The following is a 16,370-nucleotide window of genomic DNA, read 5'->3' as shown; positions in this document are numbered from 1 at the left end:
GAGTAATTTATAATTAACTTTAGTTTAAAAAAGATTAATTGTTTTTGATAGATTTCTGAGGCAGGCACTTGCCTCAAAGCATTAGAGAAATTGACAGGGCTTACGAATGGCCTGTGCCAATAGCTGCCGATACTTGCTAGCGCTGACAACATATGCCCCAAAGCGCTCAAGATGAGGATTTTGCAGTTGAGCATCAAACAGTAAAAAGCCCCGCTGCCGCAGATGTTCCACCAGTTTTACCATCGCCACTTTTGAGCCGTCGGGGATGCGATAGAACATGGACTCGCCAATAAATGCACCGCCAATAACAATACCGAGAATACCCCCTGCGAGTTCATTCCCCTGCCACGTTTCAAAACTCACCGCCCAACCCGTGGCGTAAAGCAGATGGTACACTTCCTTGAGACGGGGCGTCATCCATGTTATCGGGCGATCGGCGCACCCCTCAACCACAGCACGAAAATCTCGGTTAATCGCCACTTGAAAGCGATTTTGATTGAGCACCCGTCGCAGTGAGGTGGGATAGCGAAACCGCTCATCCAAGGGAATTAGGGCTCGTTGGCGGCTGGTGTACCACCCCAGGTGATTGTTCCTCCCCATGAGAAAGTAGCCCCTGGCATAGCCATCATCAATAAAGGTATTGCGTACCCAGTCCGCCTTAGAAATCTCCATACTGATAATCTAAACAATAGACACTTCGCATTAGCTCTAGTGTTGCCTATGCTACTCTTATCCTCGGCTGTCATGACCACGATTAGCCGCTACTGGCGCTGGTCTGTAGCACTGCTATTGGCCATCCTGTGGATTTTGCTCACCCCCACAGGAGCGATCGCCGAAGATTATACGAAAGAAGCCCTGATCAATATGGACTTTTCCGGACGGGATCTGCGGGGGTCGGAATTCACCAAAGCGAATCTCTTCCACAGCAACCTCAGCCACACCAATCTCCAGGGGGTGAGCTTCTTTGGTGCCAACATGGAAACAGCTAACCTCGAAGGTGCTGATCTGCGCTACGCTACATTGGACACGGCGCGGCTGACTAAGGCCAACCTCACCAATGCCATTCTTGAGGGCGCCTTTGCCTTTAATACCAACTTTGACGATGCCATTATCACCGGTGCTGACTTTACCGATGTAGAACTGCGGGAAGACGCCCAACGCAAACTCTGCAAGGTTGCCAGTGGCACCAATCCCGTAACGGGGCGCAAAACATGGGAAACGCTCCACTGTGAAGACTTTGCCCCTTAATCCGTCTTCGTTTGCTCAAGGGAGAATGATCCCCAAGGGCGATCGCCTCTGTCGGGAATTCTGATAAAGTATTACAAAAGTTAAGATTTATGACTAGAGTTTTTCATGAACGTTTTTATTGTTGGCGGTACGGGTACCCTAGGGCGGCAAATTGTGCGCCGTGCCCTCGATGAAGGACATCATGTGTATTGTTTTGTCCGCAGTCCAGCCAAAGCCACGTTTCTGCGGGAGTGGGGCGCCACGATTCTTCAGGGAAACCTCTGTGCCGCCGACAGTATTCTTGAAGCACTGAAGTACGCCAAACCCTCAGTAGTCATTGATGCCTCTGCCACTCGTCCCACCGATACGCTGACCATTGCAGCAGTAGACTGGCAAGGCAAAGTCAACTTGATTCAGGCTGCCCAAGCCGCTGATATTGAACACCTGATCTTTTTCTCAATTATGAGGGCGCAGGATTATCCCCAGGTGCCGCTGATGCAAATCAAACACTGTACCGAAGACTTCTTGCGCGAATCGGGGCTAAACTACACGATTCTGCGTCCCTGCGGTTTCTTTCAGGGCTTAATTGGCCAATATGCGATCCCGATTCTGGAAAATCAATCCATTTGGGTTTTGGGAGAGTCCACCGCCATTGCCTACATGGATACTCAGGACGTGGCCAAATTTGCAGTGCGCGCCATTGATCGGCCTGCCACCTATGGCAAAACCTTTGACTTGGCGGGCACCCGCGCTTGGACAGCGGATGAAATTATTAAGCTGTGTGAACACCTCTCAGGACAGCAGGCAAAAATTACCCGCTTGCCCATTGGCGTCTTGCGAGCGGCACGGCAGGCCACCCAGTGGTTTCAGTGGACATGGAACATTAGCGATCGCCTAGCCTTTACGGAAGTGATTGCCAGTGGTCAAGTTTTCGATGCCCCGATGGAGGACGTCTATCGCACCTTTGATCTCGATCCCAAGGAAACCCTGACCCTTGAGGACTATTTACAGGACTATTTCACCCGAATTCTGCGTAAACTCAAAGAATTGGATTACGAAAAAGCCAAACAGAAAAAATCTGGACGCAAAAAACGCAGTCCCTTTAAGTCCACCCCCTAGGAGTTGCTGTGAAGGCGGGGATCATCTACAACGAAGGCAAACCCCTCGCAGTCGAGTTGGCTGCCCATGTCCGCCGAATCTTAGAACTTCAGGGCTGGGAAGTACACATGGCTACGGGAATTGGTGGCATTCTTGGCTATTCCCGTCCCGATAGTCCCGTCTGCCATACCCCTATTGATCAACTGGTGCCCCCCGGCTTTGATGCTTCCATGGCCTTTGCGGTTGTTCTTGGCGGCGATGGCACTGTGCTTTCTGCCTTTCGGCAGTTGGCTCCCTGCGAGATTCCCCTGCTCACCATCAACACTGGACACTTGGGTTTTCTCACCGAAGGCTACGTGGCCGATCTAGAACCGGCCCTGGATCAAGTGCTACGCGGCGACTACACGATTGAAGATCGCACAATGCTCACGGTTCAAGTCCTGCGGGATCAAACCGTCATTTGGGAAGCCCTCTCCCTCAATGAAATGGTGATCCACAAAGAACCCCTGACGGGAATGTGCCACTTTGAAGTGGATGTGGGTGCCCATGCCCGCGTTGATATTGCTGCCGATGGTCTGATTCTCTCTACCCCCACGGGTTCTACGGCCTATGCCCTCTCGGCAGGGGGTCCCGTGATTACCCCCGGCGTGGCAGCTTTGCAATTAGTGCCCATTTGTCCGCACTCTTTAGCCTCCCGTGCCCTTGTCTTTTCCAACAGCGAACCGGTGTGGATCTATCCAGCGAACCCCTTCAAGCATCTGATTCTTGTGGTGGATGGCAATGCAGGTTGCTACATTCAGCCAGAGGATCAGGTTTTTGTGCAACGTGCCCCCTACCGTGCCCGCTTTATTCGCCTGCGGGCGCCAGAATTCTTCCATGTGCTGCAACAAAAACTGGGCTGGGGACTGCCCCATGTGGCCAAGCCACGCGCCAGGAATAGTACAGATTCATAGGGCAAATGGTCTTGAAGGAACCCCCAGCTGAACGGATTCAACAACTGCGGCGCCTGCTTCAGCGTGCGAGCTACGCCTACTACGCCCTGGATCAGCCGATCATGGAAGATGAGGTCTATGACCAACTCTATCGGGAGCTTCAGGAACTAGAGGCCGCTCATCCCGAGTACATTACCCCCGACAGTCCTACCCAACGGATCGGTGAAGCGCCTGTCAGTCAATTCGAGAGTGTCAGCCATCGCATTCCCCTCTATAGCCTTGAAAATGCCTTTACCTTTGCCGATATGGTGGCGTGGCAGGAACGCTGGCAGCGCTATTGGCGCACCCTACGGCAAGAGGAACCACTCCCCCCAGCCGAATATGTCTGCGAACTCAAAATGGATGGTGTGGCTCTTGCCTTAAGCTATGAAAACGGTTTACTTGTGCGGGGAGCAACGCGGGGCGATGGCCAACGCGGTGAGGATATTACCAGCAATGTGCGCACAATTCGCACCATTCCCCTGCGATTAGCCCTTGAAAATCCACCCCCTGTCGTTGAAGTTCGCGGGGAAGCCTTTTTGCCTTTGGAGCGATTCCATCAACTAAACCAAGAACGCCAAGCCCAGGGGGAGTCCCCCTTTGCCAATCCCCGCAATGCCGCAGCCGGTACCCTGCGTCAACTGGACCCCCGCATTGTTGCCCAACGCCAATTAGACTTCTTTGCCTATGCCCTGCATTTGCCTGAAGGGGGTAGCGTTCCCTTGGGGGAGAACCAAGCAGGGGAACCTCAATCGCAGCGGCAAGTGCTCTATGCGCTGCAACACCTTGGCTTTCGGGTCAATCCCCACAATGCCGACTGCCCTGACCTAGAGGCCGTGAAAGCCTACTATGATTACTGGCAAACCGCACGCCACCAACTGCCCTATCTGACCGATGGCATTGTGGTCAAGCTCAATGACTTAAAGCTGCAACAGGCCCTTGGGTTTACGCAAAAGTTTCCCCGAGGTTCTATTGCTTGGAAGTACGAACCGGAGCAGGCTATTACGGATGTGCTGGGAATTACGGTTCAGGTGGGACGCACAGGGGCCCTTACTCCCGTGGCTGAACTGGTGCCGGTGCAATTAGCAGGTACTACTGTATCACGGGCAACGTTGCACAATGCAGACTACATTACTGAATTGGATATGCACATTGGCGATAAGGTCGTGATCCACAAAGCAGGGGAAATCATTCCAGAGATTGTGCGGGTGTTTCCTGAATTGCGACCGCCAACGGCTCAACCCTTTACAATGCCCACTGCTTGTCCCGAATGCCACCAGCCAGTTGTGCGTCCTGCCAATGAGGCGGTGAGTCGCTGTGTCAATCCTCGGTGTCCAGCGATCGTGCGGGGCCAGATCCTGCACTGGGCAAGTCGGGATGCCCTGGATATTCAAGGCTTAGGGGAAAAGCTGGTACAGCAATTGGTGACGAAGGAATTGGTGCGCACCCCTGCGGATCTCTATCGTCTGACCGCAGCACAACTGTTGAGCCTCGAGCGCATGGGTCAAAAGTCCGCTGATAAATTGTTGCAGGCGATCGCCGACTCGAAACAACAACCGTGGCCACGGGTGCTCTATGGCTTAGGCATTCGCCATGTGGGGAGTGTCAATGCCCAAATGCTGGCCGCTCGATTCAAGTCTGTTGAGGAACTAGCCACGGCCACCGTCGCTGATCTGTGTGGGGTCTATGGCATTGGTGAGGAAATTGCCCAAGCGATTCAGGAGTGGTTCCAAGACCCTGATCACCAGGCTCTAATTGCTGATCTGAAGGGGTTGGGACTGCAACTGGCTGCAGCACTTCCGCCTGCGCCAACTACCCCGACTACAGAGAAATCCCTCGATGGCAAACGCTTTGTGATTACCGGCACCCTAGCCACCCTCACCCGTGAGCAAGCAAAAGCCCTGATCCAAAAGCACGGCGGCCAAGTGAGTGAGAGTGTAAGTCGGCAAACGGATTATCTGGTGGTGGGCGAAAAAGCAGGGAGTAAATTGCGACGTGCTCAAGAATTGGGCATCCCCTGCATCAATGAAACAGAACTTATAGAAATGTGTCGTTAGACAAAAAATCAGTGGGAGTACGGAGTCACGATTCTGAAAAATCTTTTAGCCTAAAAAATGTGGCTGCTTAGTACCTAACGTTACGTTAAAGCACAATAGGGGGCAATTCGCTGATCTATGGTTTCTGTCACGCCGTCTCGACCTGCTGGAAGTGCTAATGCTATGACGACTGCTCAGGGCTATCAGCATCAGTTACACCAAATCCATCCAAGCCGCACCAATCACTATAGCCTGCGGGACTATCTCCAATTTGATAGCCAACGGGGCAGCATTACCGACTGGTATGATCAGCGGATTACCTTAGCAACAGAAGACTTCGTTATTGGTCTAGTGGAAGGTCTCGAAGAGGAAGTTGGCGCTGCCGCTACCCTCGTCATGTACAAAATTGGCGAAGAGTGGGGCAAGCGCGATGCAGTTGTCTTTAAGCAACACTTTGAGCAGGAGTACCAGCGGGAGCTACGGAAGGCCACTTTAACATTTATTCTAGAGGCTTGGTGGTGGCCCTTTACAACCCTAGGTTGGGGGAACTGGGAAGTGGATCTCACGGAGCAAAAGAATGGTTTTATGTTCATCAATATCTTTGACTCCGTGGTAGCACGCACCCTGGGGGATGTGGGCAAACCGGTCTGCTATATCTATGCTGGTCTATTTGCGGGCTTCTTTTCGGGATTGATTCAAAAGCCCCTGGGTTGCATTGAGCTGCAGTGCTACGCCATGGGGGAAACCTACTGTAAGTTCCTTGTCGGTAAACAGGATCGCATTGATGCTGCTGCCTTCTGGCAAAACGAAGGAGCTACGGCACGGGATATTGAAAAACGCCTGCGCCAAGGGGAGCTGGTGAAACGATAGGCGATAGGAGAGTGCGTTCATTTATTTTCTAGCGAGGGTTGCCCTATGTTCCGTCAGTTGAATCACCTAACCGTTGTGGCCGATGGTCGCTATGCCCGTCCTGAGGAGTTAAATTTTCTGCAGGATTATCTGGCTTCGGTGGAGACTCGCATCAGTGCCTACGAAAAAATCCGTGCTGAGGCGGAAATGATGGCGGATAAAATTCAATCTATGCAAAAGGCAGAAAATCCCCGCTGTTTCCATTTCGTCAATGGCGAGCGCTCGGAAATCTGCCGTCGTGACTTGGTGGATACAATTCGCCTGTGCGCTGCGGCAATGCTCTTTTCCGAGTTGGATTTGCTACGGGATAACTTCCTGCTCTGGTACCGCACCATTGTCAAATCCTTTAACTACGAACAGACCTCCTCTTCCACCTACGGCAAGTACTTGCCAAATTTGATGAAACAACTACTCACGCCGCAAGAGCAACAGGTCATGGAGCCTGTCCTTGCTCTCAGCAGTTCGATTTTGGCACAATAATCGCAATAACTAGCAATATTAAGTTAAGTTTAGAACTGGGTGCCCAAAGATGCTACGTCAACTGGAAAAGCTCAGCCTTGAGACGGATGGTCGCTATGCCAGTGCCCAGGAGCTGGAGTTTCTGAAAAATTATCTAGCCACAGTAGAGCAGCGCATTAGTGCCTATGAAAAAATCCGGGATGCCGAGGAGAAAATCCTTGATGAAGTAGAGCGGCAACTGCGAGCTAGAAATCCCTACATTTTCCGTAAGGGCAATCAAGACTATTCAGCCGTGTGTCGGCGCGATCGCCGGCATGTACTTCGCCTAGGGGCAACCGCGATGTTATTTGGGGATTTGAATGCCCTGCGGGAGGGTTTTTTGCTGTGGTACCGCACGATTATTAAAGCCTTCAGGGATGAGAAGGCAGCGCAGGTAACGTACCAAGTCCTGCCTCAGGTGGTCAATCAAGCTCTCTCTAGCGAGGAAGCACCTTTAATGCAACCTGTGATGAGCCTCACCCAGTCCATTCTTGGGGAATAGGCTAGCTCAACTGAGCCGTGGGGCAAAAATGCGCTAGCCTAGAAGCACCGATTGCACTGGGGAACTGATTACTCCTGCGATCGCCTTTGGCGTACCATTGGTATTCGCCGCTATAGTATTACTAAGATTCATTGGGATACACAAAGGCATGACCATATCGACGCAGTTGCTGCAACGGGCAGATTTGATCGGTACACAGGTAATTACCCGTGATACTGGTCGGAAGTTAGGCGTCATTAATCAAGTTTGGGTCGATATCGACCAGCGGCAAGTGGTGGCCTTGGGGGTACGCAATACCCTCTTTACCGGGGAGCAACGCTACATTCTTCTCGACAGTATTCGCCAAATTGGCGATGTCATTCTCGTTGAGCACGATGATGATGTCACCGAGGCTCTTAATACCTACAACTACAGCACACTGATTGATAGTGAGATTGTGACGGAAACCGGCGAAGTGCTGGGTAAGGTACGGGGCTTTAAGTTTGATCCAGAAACGGGTGACATTACGGATCTGATTTTGGCTTCCATTGGCTTCCCTTGGATTCCGGCCCAACTGATCAGCACCTACGAGTTGCCCATTGAGGAAATTGTCAGCACTGGACCTGATCGCATTATTGTGTTTGAAGGGGCAGAAACCCGCCTGCGGCAATTGACCGTGGGACTCTTAGAACGGGTTGGCTTGGGGGCACCCCCCTGGGAAAATGACGAGGACGAGTACTATCAACCTGTGACACCGAGCAGTAATCAACTGCCCTCAGGGGCGCGATCGCCCGTCTATCCTCCCCAACGCAGCCGCAGCGATTACGACGAAGTCGAGTGGGAAACCCCTCCGCGGCGACGCCGGCGCCAGCCTGAGTATGTGGAGTACGAGGAGGAGTATGAGTATGAGTACGAAGAGCGGCCGCGCCAAGCTAAACCTCCAGCTCAAGCCATGCCCGTAGAACTGCCCGAGTCAGAACCCACGGCCGATCCCTGGGCAGAACAGCAACCGATTCGCCTTGAGCAGCGGCAAAAGCAAGAGGAATACGATCACGAATAGTCGGGAATAGTCCGCAATGGCCTATACCCTACTGGCCACAGTACTTCAGCAATGGCAGCAGGCTCCTGAATGGCAACAGCCACACCATTTCTTGCGTATCTTGGCGCATTGGTCAGAGCTTGTGGGAGCGATTGTGGCTGAGCACACTGTACCACTGGAACTCACCGCTGAAGGGGTTTTGTTCGTGGCAGTTGCCAGTAGTACTTGGGCACATCATTTGACGTTCTCGCGATCGCCCCTGAGGGCTAAAATTCAGCAGACCCTAGGCATTAGCCTCAGCGATATTCGCTTCTCTCATCGAGACTGGCGTCCCCCACGCCCGGCGATCGCCCGCCCTGAGGCCTTACCGAAAGTAGGAAATCTTCCCAATGTGGCTCCTGCAGCCACTCCCCAGGAGGCCTTTCAACGGTGGCAAGTCCAAGTCTGCCAGCGATCGCGAGACTATCCTCTGTGCCCCCGCTGTCAGTGCCCTACACCAGTCAAAGAATTGCAGCGCTGGGGAGTCTGTGGGCTGTGTTATGCGCGGTCAGCCTAAATACCAGCGCCGTTGAGAAACTCTTCAATGGGGCGATCGCTGAGGCGACAGGCTTGCCCTTGGGATGCTTGTAAATGTCCTTGAACCAGGGCAGGCACCTTTTCCTGCTGTTGCAGGGCTTGCACCTGTTGCTCTAGGAGTTCAATGCGATCCAACAGATAGCGAATGGCTTCCGCCTCAGAGTCAGGCAGTTGACCGTGTTCCAAGGGGGCAATTTTAGCTCCTGCACGATAGACAATCCGCCCGGGAATCCCCACCACCGTACAATCTGAAGGCACATCCCGCAGCACCACCGACCCTGCGCCAATGCGCACATTGTTCCCAATTGTGAGATTGCCCAACACCTTTGCCCCGGCACCAACAACCACATTTTCACCAAGGGTGGGGTGGCGCTTGCCGGTTTCTTTACCTGTCCCCCCCAGGGTGACCCCCTGATAAATCAAACAATAGTCACCCACAACCGCTGTCTCACCAATGACGACCCCCATGCCATGATCAATGAAAACCCCCTTGCCAATCGTGGCGCCGGGGTGAATTTCAATCCCTGTGAGGAGGCGGGCAATGTGGGAAATAAACCGAGGGATAAAGGGAATACCCCGCCGCCAAAGCCAGTGGCTCAACCGATGGAGAACAATGGCCTGCAGTCCGGGATAGCAAAAAACAACCTCTAACCAGTTGCGGGCAGCAGGATCCCGCTCAAAGATAATTTGAAAATCTGCTTTGAGGGTGCTGAGCACACGGGGCTCCTTGGCAGTGATGCAACCTAAACACCAGTTTTGATCTTAGCGGATTTTGTCAAGTTCTCAGAGGCTTCAGGAGACCATCAAAGGAGAAGCCTGCGATCGCCGAGTGCACTGTAGGCCATATTCGAGGGCTTCAGCAACCGCTTGGTAAGAAGCTTCAATGATATTGGCAGAGACCCCCACCGTTGCCCAGCGATCGCGCCCATTACTGGATTCCACCAGCACCCGAGTTTTAGCCGCCGTGCCCGCATGACCATCTAAAATCCGCACCTTGTAGTCCGTCAGGTGAAACTCGGCAATCTCTGGATAAAAGGACATCAAGGCCTTGCGCAGTGCTTGATCCAATGCCGAGACAGGGCCATTGCCCTCCGCCGCCGTGAGCATCTCCTCACCATTGACTTCAACTTTGACCGTGGCCAAAGACTGGCTGCGAATCGTGGCCTCCAGTTGGCGTGAATCAGTGCGGCAAAAGACATCAAAGCCCTTAAGGGTAAAGGGTCGCTGGCGTTGCCCTAGTACCTCCTGAATCAGCAGTTCAAAGCTAGCCTCCGCCGCTTCAAATTGATAGCCTTCGCTTTCTAGGTGCTTAATGCGCTCCAAAATCGTCCGACTCAGGGGATGCTGCCGATCCAACTCAAAGCCGAGTTCACTGGTTTTCGCCAAAATATTGCTGATGCCTGCCTGCTCAGAAATAATAATGCGCCGTTGATTGCCCACCACATGCGGCTCAATATGCTCGTAGGTACGGGGGTTGCGCTGCACAGCACTGACATGGACTCCCCCCTTGTGGGCAAAGGCCGACAGACCCACATAGGGCGCATGATCATCGGGGGCAAGGTTGACAATTTCACTCACATGGCGGCTTACTTCCGTCAGCGTCGCCAACTGCTCTGGGGCGACACAGTCATAGCCGAGTTTCAATTGCAGATTGGGAATCAAGGTACACAGATTGGCATTGCCACAGCGTTCGCCATAGCCGTTGATGGTTCCCTGCACCATCCGCACACCGCTTTGTACCGCCGCAAGGGCATTGGCCACTGCCGTCCCCGCATCATTGTGGGTGTGAATCCCCAAACAATCAAGACCACCCAAGTGCGCCATCACCTCTGCCACCACTGCCTGAATTTGATGGGGGAGGCAACCGCCATTGGTATCACAGAGAACTAACCAATCGGCGCCGGCTGCTAGAGCCGTTTCAAGGGTTTGGAGTGCATATTCGGGATTGGCAAAGTAACCATCAAACCAATGCTCAGCATCGTAGATCACCCGTCGTCCGTGGGATTTCAGAAACTGAATGGAATCGGCAATCATGGCGCAGTTTTCCGCCAAGCTGGTCTTAAGACCGTCAGTGACATGGAGATCCCAAGACTTGCCAAAGAGGGTCACCCAGCGAGTACCGGCTGCTAGGATCGGCTCAAACATTGGCTCCTCTGCCGCCTTGCGACCGGGGCGACGAGTGGCACAAAAAGCAACGATTTCTGCCTGTTGTAGGGGTGTCTCCTGCAACTGCCAAAAAAACTGTACGTCCTTGGGATTGGCTCCCGGCCACCCCCCCTCAATAAAGGGAATCCCAAGGCGATCCAGTTGGCGGGCAATCCGCAGTTTATCTTCCAGCGAGAGGGAGAGACCTTCTCGCTGGGCGCCATCGCGCAGGGTAGTATCGTACAGCCAAATTTTCACTGTGCCGACTCTCCCTTGGGACCCTCATAGTCATTGGCGTAGGCTTGGAGCAGAGAACTGACCTGGCTAAAGACCTCTTTACCGGAGGTTTTGCCAATGGCCGATCGCTCCGGATGAAATTGTGGTCGCGCCATGTTGTGGTTAATGGCCTCTTGAACTTGGGTGCGAATTATGTCCATTAGTTCTTCTTGGGCCCGCTGGCGCTGGTACTGCGCTCCCTCTTCGGTGGTGGCATAAAGGGGCGGCAGACGGTTGAGGGCATAGGCAGCAATATCTCCTAAATCAAGGGCGCACTTTTGCTCTGCTTCAACGGCGGCGATGCGGGTCATGGCCTCCGTGAGCACCAGTTCTTCCATGACGTTGATAAATTGCTTGCGGGGGACAGCGACCACTTGACCCGTCAATAGGGCACCCATGAGGCGATCTAACGCCATGTAATCTTCCACGGAAAGTTCTGTGGCTTTATCGCAAATGCGTCCTACTTCTGCTTCCTGCGTTGGTGTCAAATAACCGTTGCGCAGTGCTTGCTCAACAATCTCTTGAATGCCCATAGGTGTTTCCAATGTAATTTCTCTGGGGAGATTTACCCCACTCAAATTTAGTATATGTGGTTAGTATATGTGGTATATCCTGAAAAACTATCAAGGTCAGATCACAAGATAAAATAATAATTGCTAGCAGCCTTCCCTTTTAGGGCTTGCCGGGGTGGCCTATGGTTGTTTGGTTAGTCTCTTTTTTCCAGGCAGTAGGGCCAGTTCTAGTGCCAATTTGTTTTTGTTTTGCTTGGTTACTGCTGGCAATCTTGGCTTGGGATCTGTGGCAGCTGACCCAGGAGGGGCTGGCGATCGCTCGCCGCCTGCATCAAATTCCCTGTGCCCGCTGTCGGTTCTTTTCGGGAGACTATCGGTTAAAGTGTTCACTGCATCCCGATTGGGCAGCTACTGAAGCGGCTATTCAATGTCCTGACTATCATTTTGAATAAAGCCCTAAGGAACCTAATTTATTCCTAAAGGGAGTTGGAAGAGGGATCACCTTGCTACGACAGTATCCACAATTGGTCATCTCCACAGAGGCGAGCACCTATGTCGTCCCTCTTATCGAAGGAAATTCATGGGTGATTGGCCGGGGCAAAGACTGCACGATTGTTTTGGCGGATCGCTGGTCCTCCCGTCGCCATGCGATGATTCAGCGTCTGGATAATGATGATTACTACCTTATTGATTTGGGGAGTCGCAATGGCTCTATTCTCAATGGCCAAATGATTCAGGTGCCAACACTTCTTAAAACGGGCGATCGCTTCATTATCGGCAAAACAACCCTTGAATTTCGCACTGATGAAGCTGTCTCCACCACACCGCCAGATGCCCCTGTTACCCTTCAACCCACCATTCTGATCATTCAACCCCCCGGCATTCAGGTACAAATTTGGCAAGAACTCCTGCGCAGTCAGGGTCTAGAAGTTGTCGTTGAATCGGGGCAAATCAACAGCCGCCGCATCATTAGTGATTTTGTGACCGTGATGCAGCGCAACCCTGACCTGTTGCTCCTTGATTCGCAACTGGAAAAACCGGATATTGGCAACCTCTTGAATTGGATCAAGGCAACGTATCCCCAGCTGCGCAGTTTCATCATTGATCGTTACGACAACCATATTTCCCCCGTGCAGCGACAATGGGCAGTAGAACATGGGGCAATGGATTGGTTGCCGGCACTGCCCGATGAAAATCTCACAATGTTTGGGGCGGAAATTGCGGCTCAATTGCGGCGCATTCTCAAGGCCTTGGGGCGCAACACACTAGAGCAAGAGAAGCTCGCAGTTACCCTTTTGAATCTGCAATTGGCGATAACTGATGATTTGCCCTCCCAGTTGCTCAGTGAGTATGTGAATCGTCCGCCCTTTCCTCTGCAATAGTTGGCAGTTGATCCACCTGAAAATACTGGTGAAAGCGCTCAGTGACTTGGAGGATATAGGAGCGACTTCGGTTATCCCGCCGCCGCTGAATAAACCCCAGGGTAAGGAGTTCTTGAATGTGTTGGTAGGCGCTAGAACCCCGCAGTGCAATCACCTCTGGTTGGCGAATGGGTCCACGAAGGGCAATTAGGGCTAATGTGCGTTGTGCCGCAACCCCCAATTCAACGGGGACAAGGGACTGAACTAGTTCTTGAAAGGCGGACTTTAGTTGCAGGCTATATTTATCGTCAATTTGGACAACTTCGAGGGCCGTCTGGCGATGGGCATAGTCGTTGAGGAGCTCAATCAGCGCTAGTTCAATGGCCTCAGGGTCAGTGCCGGCAAGGGCTGCCAGTTCAGTCAGCGTAAGGGGCTGTGCCTTCAGATATAGAATTGCCTCTACCCGCATCGTTAATGTACGCAGGTCGGTGTCCCCTTGCATAGGCTATTGCCAGCGGAACAGGGCAGCTCCCCAAGTTAAACCGGCACCAAAGCCAGCGGTGGCAATTAAATCTCCAGGTTGAATATGCCCCTGTTGAATCGGCTTGCTAAGGGCGAGGGGAATCGAGGCGGCGGAGGTATTGCCACACTGAGCCACATTGCTAATCACTTTCTCCTGAGGAATGCCTAAACGCTCAGCCACCGCGTCAAGGATGCGTTGGTTTGCCTGATGCAACACCAGCCAGTCAATTTCCTCAACGGTACACCCAGCGCGGTGCAGGGCTTTCTCAATCACCTCGGGAACTTGGGTGACGGCAAAGCGATACACTTCACGGCCATTCATAGCAATGGGAGCAAATCCGCCTTGGGCGATCGCGAGATTTTCCCCTAAGGTCTGGGGAGTACCCACAAAGGCAAGGGTAAGGTGCTCATTGAGGCGACCATCACTGCGCAGTTCAAAGCTCAAGAGCTGATCGACATCGCTGGCTTGCAAGACCATCGCGCCGGCGCCATCGCCAAAGAGAATGCAGGTACGGCGATCGCCCCAATCCACCCAACGGGAGAGAAGATCCCCCCCCACGACAAGGGCACTGCGGTAGGCACCGGTGCGCAAATACTGAGCCGCCGTGACCAAGGCAAAGAGAAAGCCAGAACAGGCCGCTGTCAAGTCGAAGGCCACGGCATTCACTGCCCCAATGCGAGTTTGCACCAAGCAGGCCGTACCAAAGAGATCATCGGGCGTCGAGGTAGCCAAGATGATCAAATCTACCGCTGTGGGTTCTAGTCCTGCCATCTGTAGGGCTGCCCCTGCTGCTTCGCTGGCCAGATCCACAAGGCACTGCTCAGGAGCCGCCACGTGCCGTTCTTGAATACCCGTACGGGACTGAATCCACTCATCTGAGGTGTCCACAAGGGCACTGAGGTGGGCATTGGTCAAGCATTGACGGGGGGTTGCCGCACCCACGCCGCTAAATTTAACGCCCTGCACAGTCACTAAGCCTGATCCTCAACGGCAACGGCATGCTGGTAACAGGCCTGAATCCGCTCTGAAACACGATGATCCACTGCTTCCTTGGCCAAGCGAATGGCATTAAAAATCGAGGGGGCTTGGGAACTGCCGTGGCTAATGATACAGATGCCATCCACCCCCAAAAGGAGGCCACCGCCATGTTCTGCATGATCAATGCGCTGCTTAATTTTGCGGAGATTGGGACGCAGCAGCGCCGTACCCAGTTGACCCCGCCAGCCCCGAGGTAACTCTTCACGGAGAATTTGTATGAGGACACTCCCCAAGGATTCAGCAAATTTGAGCAGAACGTTGCCGACAAACCCATCGCAGACCACAACATCAAATTGTCCCGACAGGACATCGCGGCCTTCTGCATTGCCCAAGAAGGAGATTTGGCGATTTTGCCGCAGGAGTTGATGCGCCTTTAGGGCCAGATCGTTGCCTTTACAGTCCTCTTCGCCAATGTTGAGCAAGCCCACCTTCGGATCGGACACATCTAAGACATACCGGCTATAGATGGATCCCATGAGTGCAAATTGCTCAAGGTATTTGGGGCGGCAGTCCACATTGGCGCCCACATCAAGCACGAGGACGGATTTGCCGGGGATGAGGGTGGGTAAGACTGCACCAATGGCGGGGCGATCGATCCCAGGGAGTCGGCCTAAGCGCAATAGTGCCGCGGCCATCGCTGCCCCTGAGTGACCAGCGGAAACAACTGCATCAGCCGCACCTGCTTTGACCAGATCCATCGCCACGTTAATCGAGGCCTTGGGCTTGCGTTTGAGGGCGCTGAGGGGTTCTTCCCCCATGTCAACAGCATCACTGGCTTCAATAATTTGGGGCTTGGCTGTGGGGGCATGTTCATCGAGGTAGCGCTGAATGGGCACCGGATCACCCACAAGGAGAATATCGGCATCTAATTCTTCACTGGCTCTGAGGGCGCCAGCAACAATCTCATCGGGAGCATAGTCACCCCCCATGGCATCCACAGCAATCCGTGCACGAGTCATTGGCTGAACTCTTACGACAAAATCCTTCAGAATTTTAGCAGATGGCAGGCCTTTTCCGGTGGATGGCCAATCCCCAGGGGCGGCCAGGGGGAGAGGGTCTTCGATCCCCCAATCCCTAGCCCAATTTGCAAAAAAGGGGCTAAAGTCCTCCTGAACCCTTCACTTGCCAAGCGGGAAGCCCATCTAGGCAGAGAAACCTAAATTGAGGCCTGTACCATTGTGGACATGGGCCAGTTGTTCGTACTTGCGGGCATGCTGACGTAGATCGGCGGCCTCAGTGTCGCTCACTTCACGCACGACTTTGGCGGGAATGCCCAGAACCAACGAGCGGGGAGGAACATCTTTGCTGACCACTGCCCCAGCACCGACAATGCTGCCAGCTCCCACCCGAACGCCATTGAGAACCACCGCGCCAATGCCAATTAAGCAGCCGTCTTCCACCGTTGCCCCATGAATGACTGCGCGATGCCCAACAGTGACCTCTTCACCAAGAATCGTAGGCTGCCCCGGATCGCCATGGAGGATGGCACCATCTTGAACATTGGTGTGGGCACCAATCTCGATGTAGGCCACGTCACCGCGTAAAACAGCGCCGTACCAAATGCTACAGCCTTCAGCCAAGCGAACATCGCCAACAAGGGTGGCATTGGGGGCAATAAAGGCAGCGCGATCGCTGACAACGGGTGGCCAAAAAGCACTAGGGGCAGTGATTACCATGGTT

At 53.3% G+C, this 16,370-nt stretch carries 19 protein-coding genes; 11 read left to right on the top strand and 8 right to left on the bottom strand.

Going from position 1 to position 16,370, the window contains the following annotated elements; translation table 11 throughout:
* Positions 1–81: 81 nt before the first annotated feature.
* Positions 82–672: a leucyl/phenylalanyl-tRNA--protein transferase gene (aat, locus tag H8Q75_RS04600; protein WP_024125791.1), complete on the bottom strand. Its 591-nt coding sequence runs from the start codon at positions 670–672 to the stop codon at positions 82–84.
* Positions 673–720: 48 nt separating this feature from the next.
* Here aat and H8Q75_RS04595 point away from each other — a divergent pair, with 48 nt between their 5' ends.
* The 9 genes from H8Q75_RS04595 (at position 721) to H8Q75_RS04555 (ending at position 8,815) form a co-directional block, all read left to right on the top strand.
* A complete protein-coding gene (locus H8Q75_RS04595) occupies positions 721–1,248 on the top strand; it encodes a pentapeptide repeat-containing protein (protein ID WP_051372852.1) in 528 nt (175 codons plus the stop codon).
* Positions 1,249–1,353: 105 nt separating this feature from the next.
* A complete protein-coding gene (locus H8Q75_RS04590; protein ID WP_024125789.1) occupies positions 1,354–2,346 on the top strand; it encodes an NAD(P)H-binding protein in 993 nt (330 codons plus the stop codon).
* 8 nt (positions 2,347–2,354) lie between these two features.
* Positions 2,355–3,278 (top strand): NAD(+) kinase, encoded by a 924-nt coding sequence (locus H8Q75_RS04585; RefSeq protein ID WP_297040812.1) that lies wholly within the window; start codon positions 2,355–2,357, stop codon positions 3,276–3,278.
* Positions 3,279–3,283: 5 nt separating this feature from the next.
* Positions 3,284–5,353, top strand: a complete 2,070-nt coding sequence (ligA, locus tag H8Q75_RS04580; protein ID WP_297040811.1) for an NAD-dependent DNA ligase LigA — start codon at positions 3,284–3,286, stop codon at positions 5,351–5,353.
* 162 nt (positions 5,354–5,515) lie between these two features.
* Entirely contained in the window at positions 5,516–6,202 is a 687-nt protein-coding gene (locus H8Q75_RS04575) for a V4R domain-containing protein (RefSeq protein WP_297040810.1), read from the top strand.
* Positions 6,203–6,247: 45 nt separating this feature from the next.
* The gene (locus H8Q75_RS04570; protein ID WP_297040809.1) at positions 6,248–6,721 is read left to right on the top strand and encodes an allophycocyanin; all 474 of its coding nucleotides are present in this window, start codon (positions 6,248–6,250) and stop codon (positions 6,719–6,721) included.
* A 49-nt stretch (positions 6,722–6,770) separates the two neighbouring features.
* Positions 6,771–7,241 carry an allophycocyanin subunit alpha gene (locus tag H8Q75_RS04565; protein ID WP_024125784.1) on the top strand — a complete coding sequence of 157 codons (471 nt, stop codon included), beginning with the start codon at positions 6,771–6,773 and terminating at the stop codon, positions 7,239–7,241.
* 148 nt (positions 7,242–7,389) lie between these two features.
* Entirely contained in the window at positions 7,390–8,280 is an 891-nt protein-coding gene (locus H8Q75_RS04560) for a PRC-barrel domain-containing protein (protein ID WP_024125783.1), read from the top strand.
* A gap of 16 nt (positions 8,281–8,296) precedes the next feature.
* Positions 8,297–8,815 (top strand): DUF721 domain-containing protein, encoded by a 519-nt coding sequence (locus tag H8Q75_RS04555; protein WP_297040808.1) that lies wholly within the window; start codon positions 8,297–8,299, stop codon positions 8,813–8,815.
* Here H8Q75_RS04555 and cysE read toward each other — a convergent pair.
* The 3 genes from cysE to H8Q75_RS04540 form a co-directional block, all read right to left on the bottom strand.
* The gene (gene cysE, locus H8Q75_RS04550) at positions 8,812–9,552 is read right to left on the bottom strand and encodes a serine O-acetyltransferase (RefSeq protein WP_024125781.1); all 741 of its coding nucleotides are present in this window, start codon (positions 9,550–9,552) and stop codon (positions 8,812–8,814) included. The two genes, H8Q75_RS04555 and cysE, sit on opposite strands and share 4 nt — an antisense overlap.
* Before the next feature lie 75 nt (positions 9,553–9,627).
* On the bottom strand, positions 9,628–11,238 hold the full coding sequence (cimA, locus tag H8Q75_RS04545; protein ID WP_024125780.1) for a citramalate synthase: 1,611 nt from the start codon (positions 11,236–11,238) through the stop codon (positions 9,628–9,630).
* A complete protein-coding gene (locus H8Q75_RS04540; RefSeq protein ID WP_024125779.1) occupies positions 11,235–11,789 on the bottom strand; it encodes a late competence development ComFB family protein in 555 nt (184 codons plus the stop codon). The genes cimA and H8Q75_RS04540 overlap by 4 nt, the downstream gene beginning before the upstream one ends.
* A gap of 209 nt (positions 11,790–11,998) precedes the next feature.
* Between H8Q75_RS04540 and H8Q75_RS04535 the strand changes: the two genes are divergently transcribed.
* Both H8Q75_RS04535 and H8Q75_RS04530 read left to right on the top strand, forming a co-directional pair.
* Positions 11,999–12,220, top strand: coding sequence for a hypothetical protein (locus H8Q75_RS04535; RefSeq protein ID WP_255325261.1), 222 nt, complete (start codon positions 11,999–12,001; stop codon positions 12,218–12,220).
* Positions 12,221–12,271: 51 nt separating this feature from the next.
* Positions 12,272–13,150, top strand: coding sequence for an FHA domain-containing protein (locus H8Q75_RS04530; protein ID WP_024125777.1), 879 nt, complete (start codon positions 12,272–12,274; stop codon positions 13,148–13,150).
* Here the strand turns inward: H8Q75_RS04530 and scpB are convergent.
* From scpB to H8Q75_RS04510, 4 genes are all read right to left on the bottom strand, one after another.
* Positions 13,110–13,631, bottom strand: a complete 522-nt coding sequence (gene scpB, locus H8Q75_RS04525; RefSeq protein WP_024125776.1) for an SMC-Scp complex subunit ScpB — start codon at positions 13,629–13,631, stop codon at positions 13,110–13,112. The two genes, H8Q75_RS04530 and scpB, sit on opposite strands and share 41 nt — an antisense overlap.
* 3 nt (positions 13,632–13,634) lie before the next feature.
* On the bottom strand, positions 13,635–14,624 hold the full coding sequence (locus H8Q75_RS04520) for a beta-ketoacyl-ACP synthase III (RefSeq protein ID WP_024125775.1): 990 nt from the start codon (positions 14,622–14,624) through the stop codon (positions 13,635–13,637).
* A complete protein-coding gene (gene plsX, locus H8Q75_RS04515; protein ID WP_024125774.1) occupies positions 14,624–15,649 on the bottom strand; it encodes a phosphate acyltransferase PlsX in 1,026 nt (341 codons plus the stop codon). The genes H8Q75_RS04520 and plsX overlap by 1 nt, the downstream gene beginning before the upstream one ends.
* Positions 15,650–15,832: 183 nt before the next feature.
* Positions 15,833–16,366, bottom strand: coding sequence for a gamma carbonic anhydrase family protein (locus H8Q75_RS04510; protein ID WP_024125773.1), 534 nt, complete (start codon positions 16,364–16,366; stop codon positions 15,833–15,835).
* Between the last annotated feature and the right edge of the window lie 4 nt (positions 16,367–16,370).

The organism is Thermosynechococcus sp. OHK43 (assembly GCF_014466085.1).
Taxonomy (GTDB): domain Bacteria; phylum Cyanobacteriota; class Cyanobacteriia; order Thermosynechococcales; family Thermosynechococcaceae; genus Thermosynechococcus.
The sequence above is the reverse complement of the archived record's forward strand: the minus strand, read 5'-3'. Positions and strand labels throughout refer to the sequence as shown.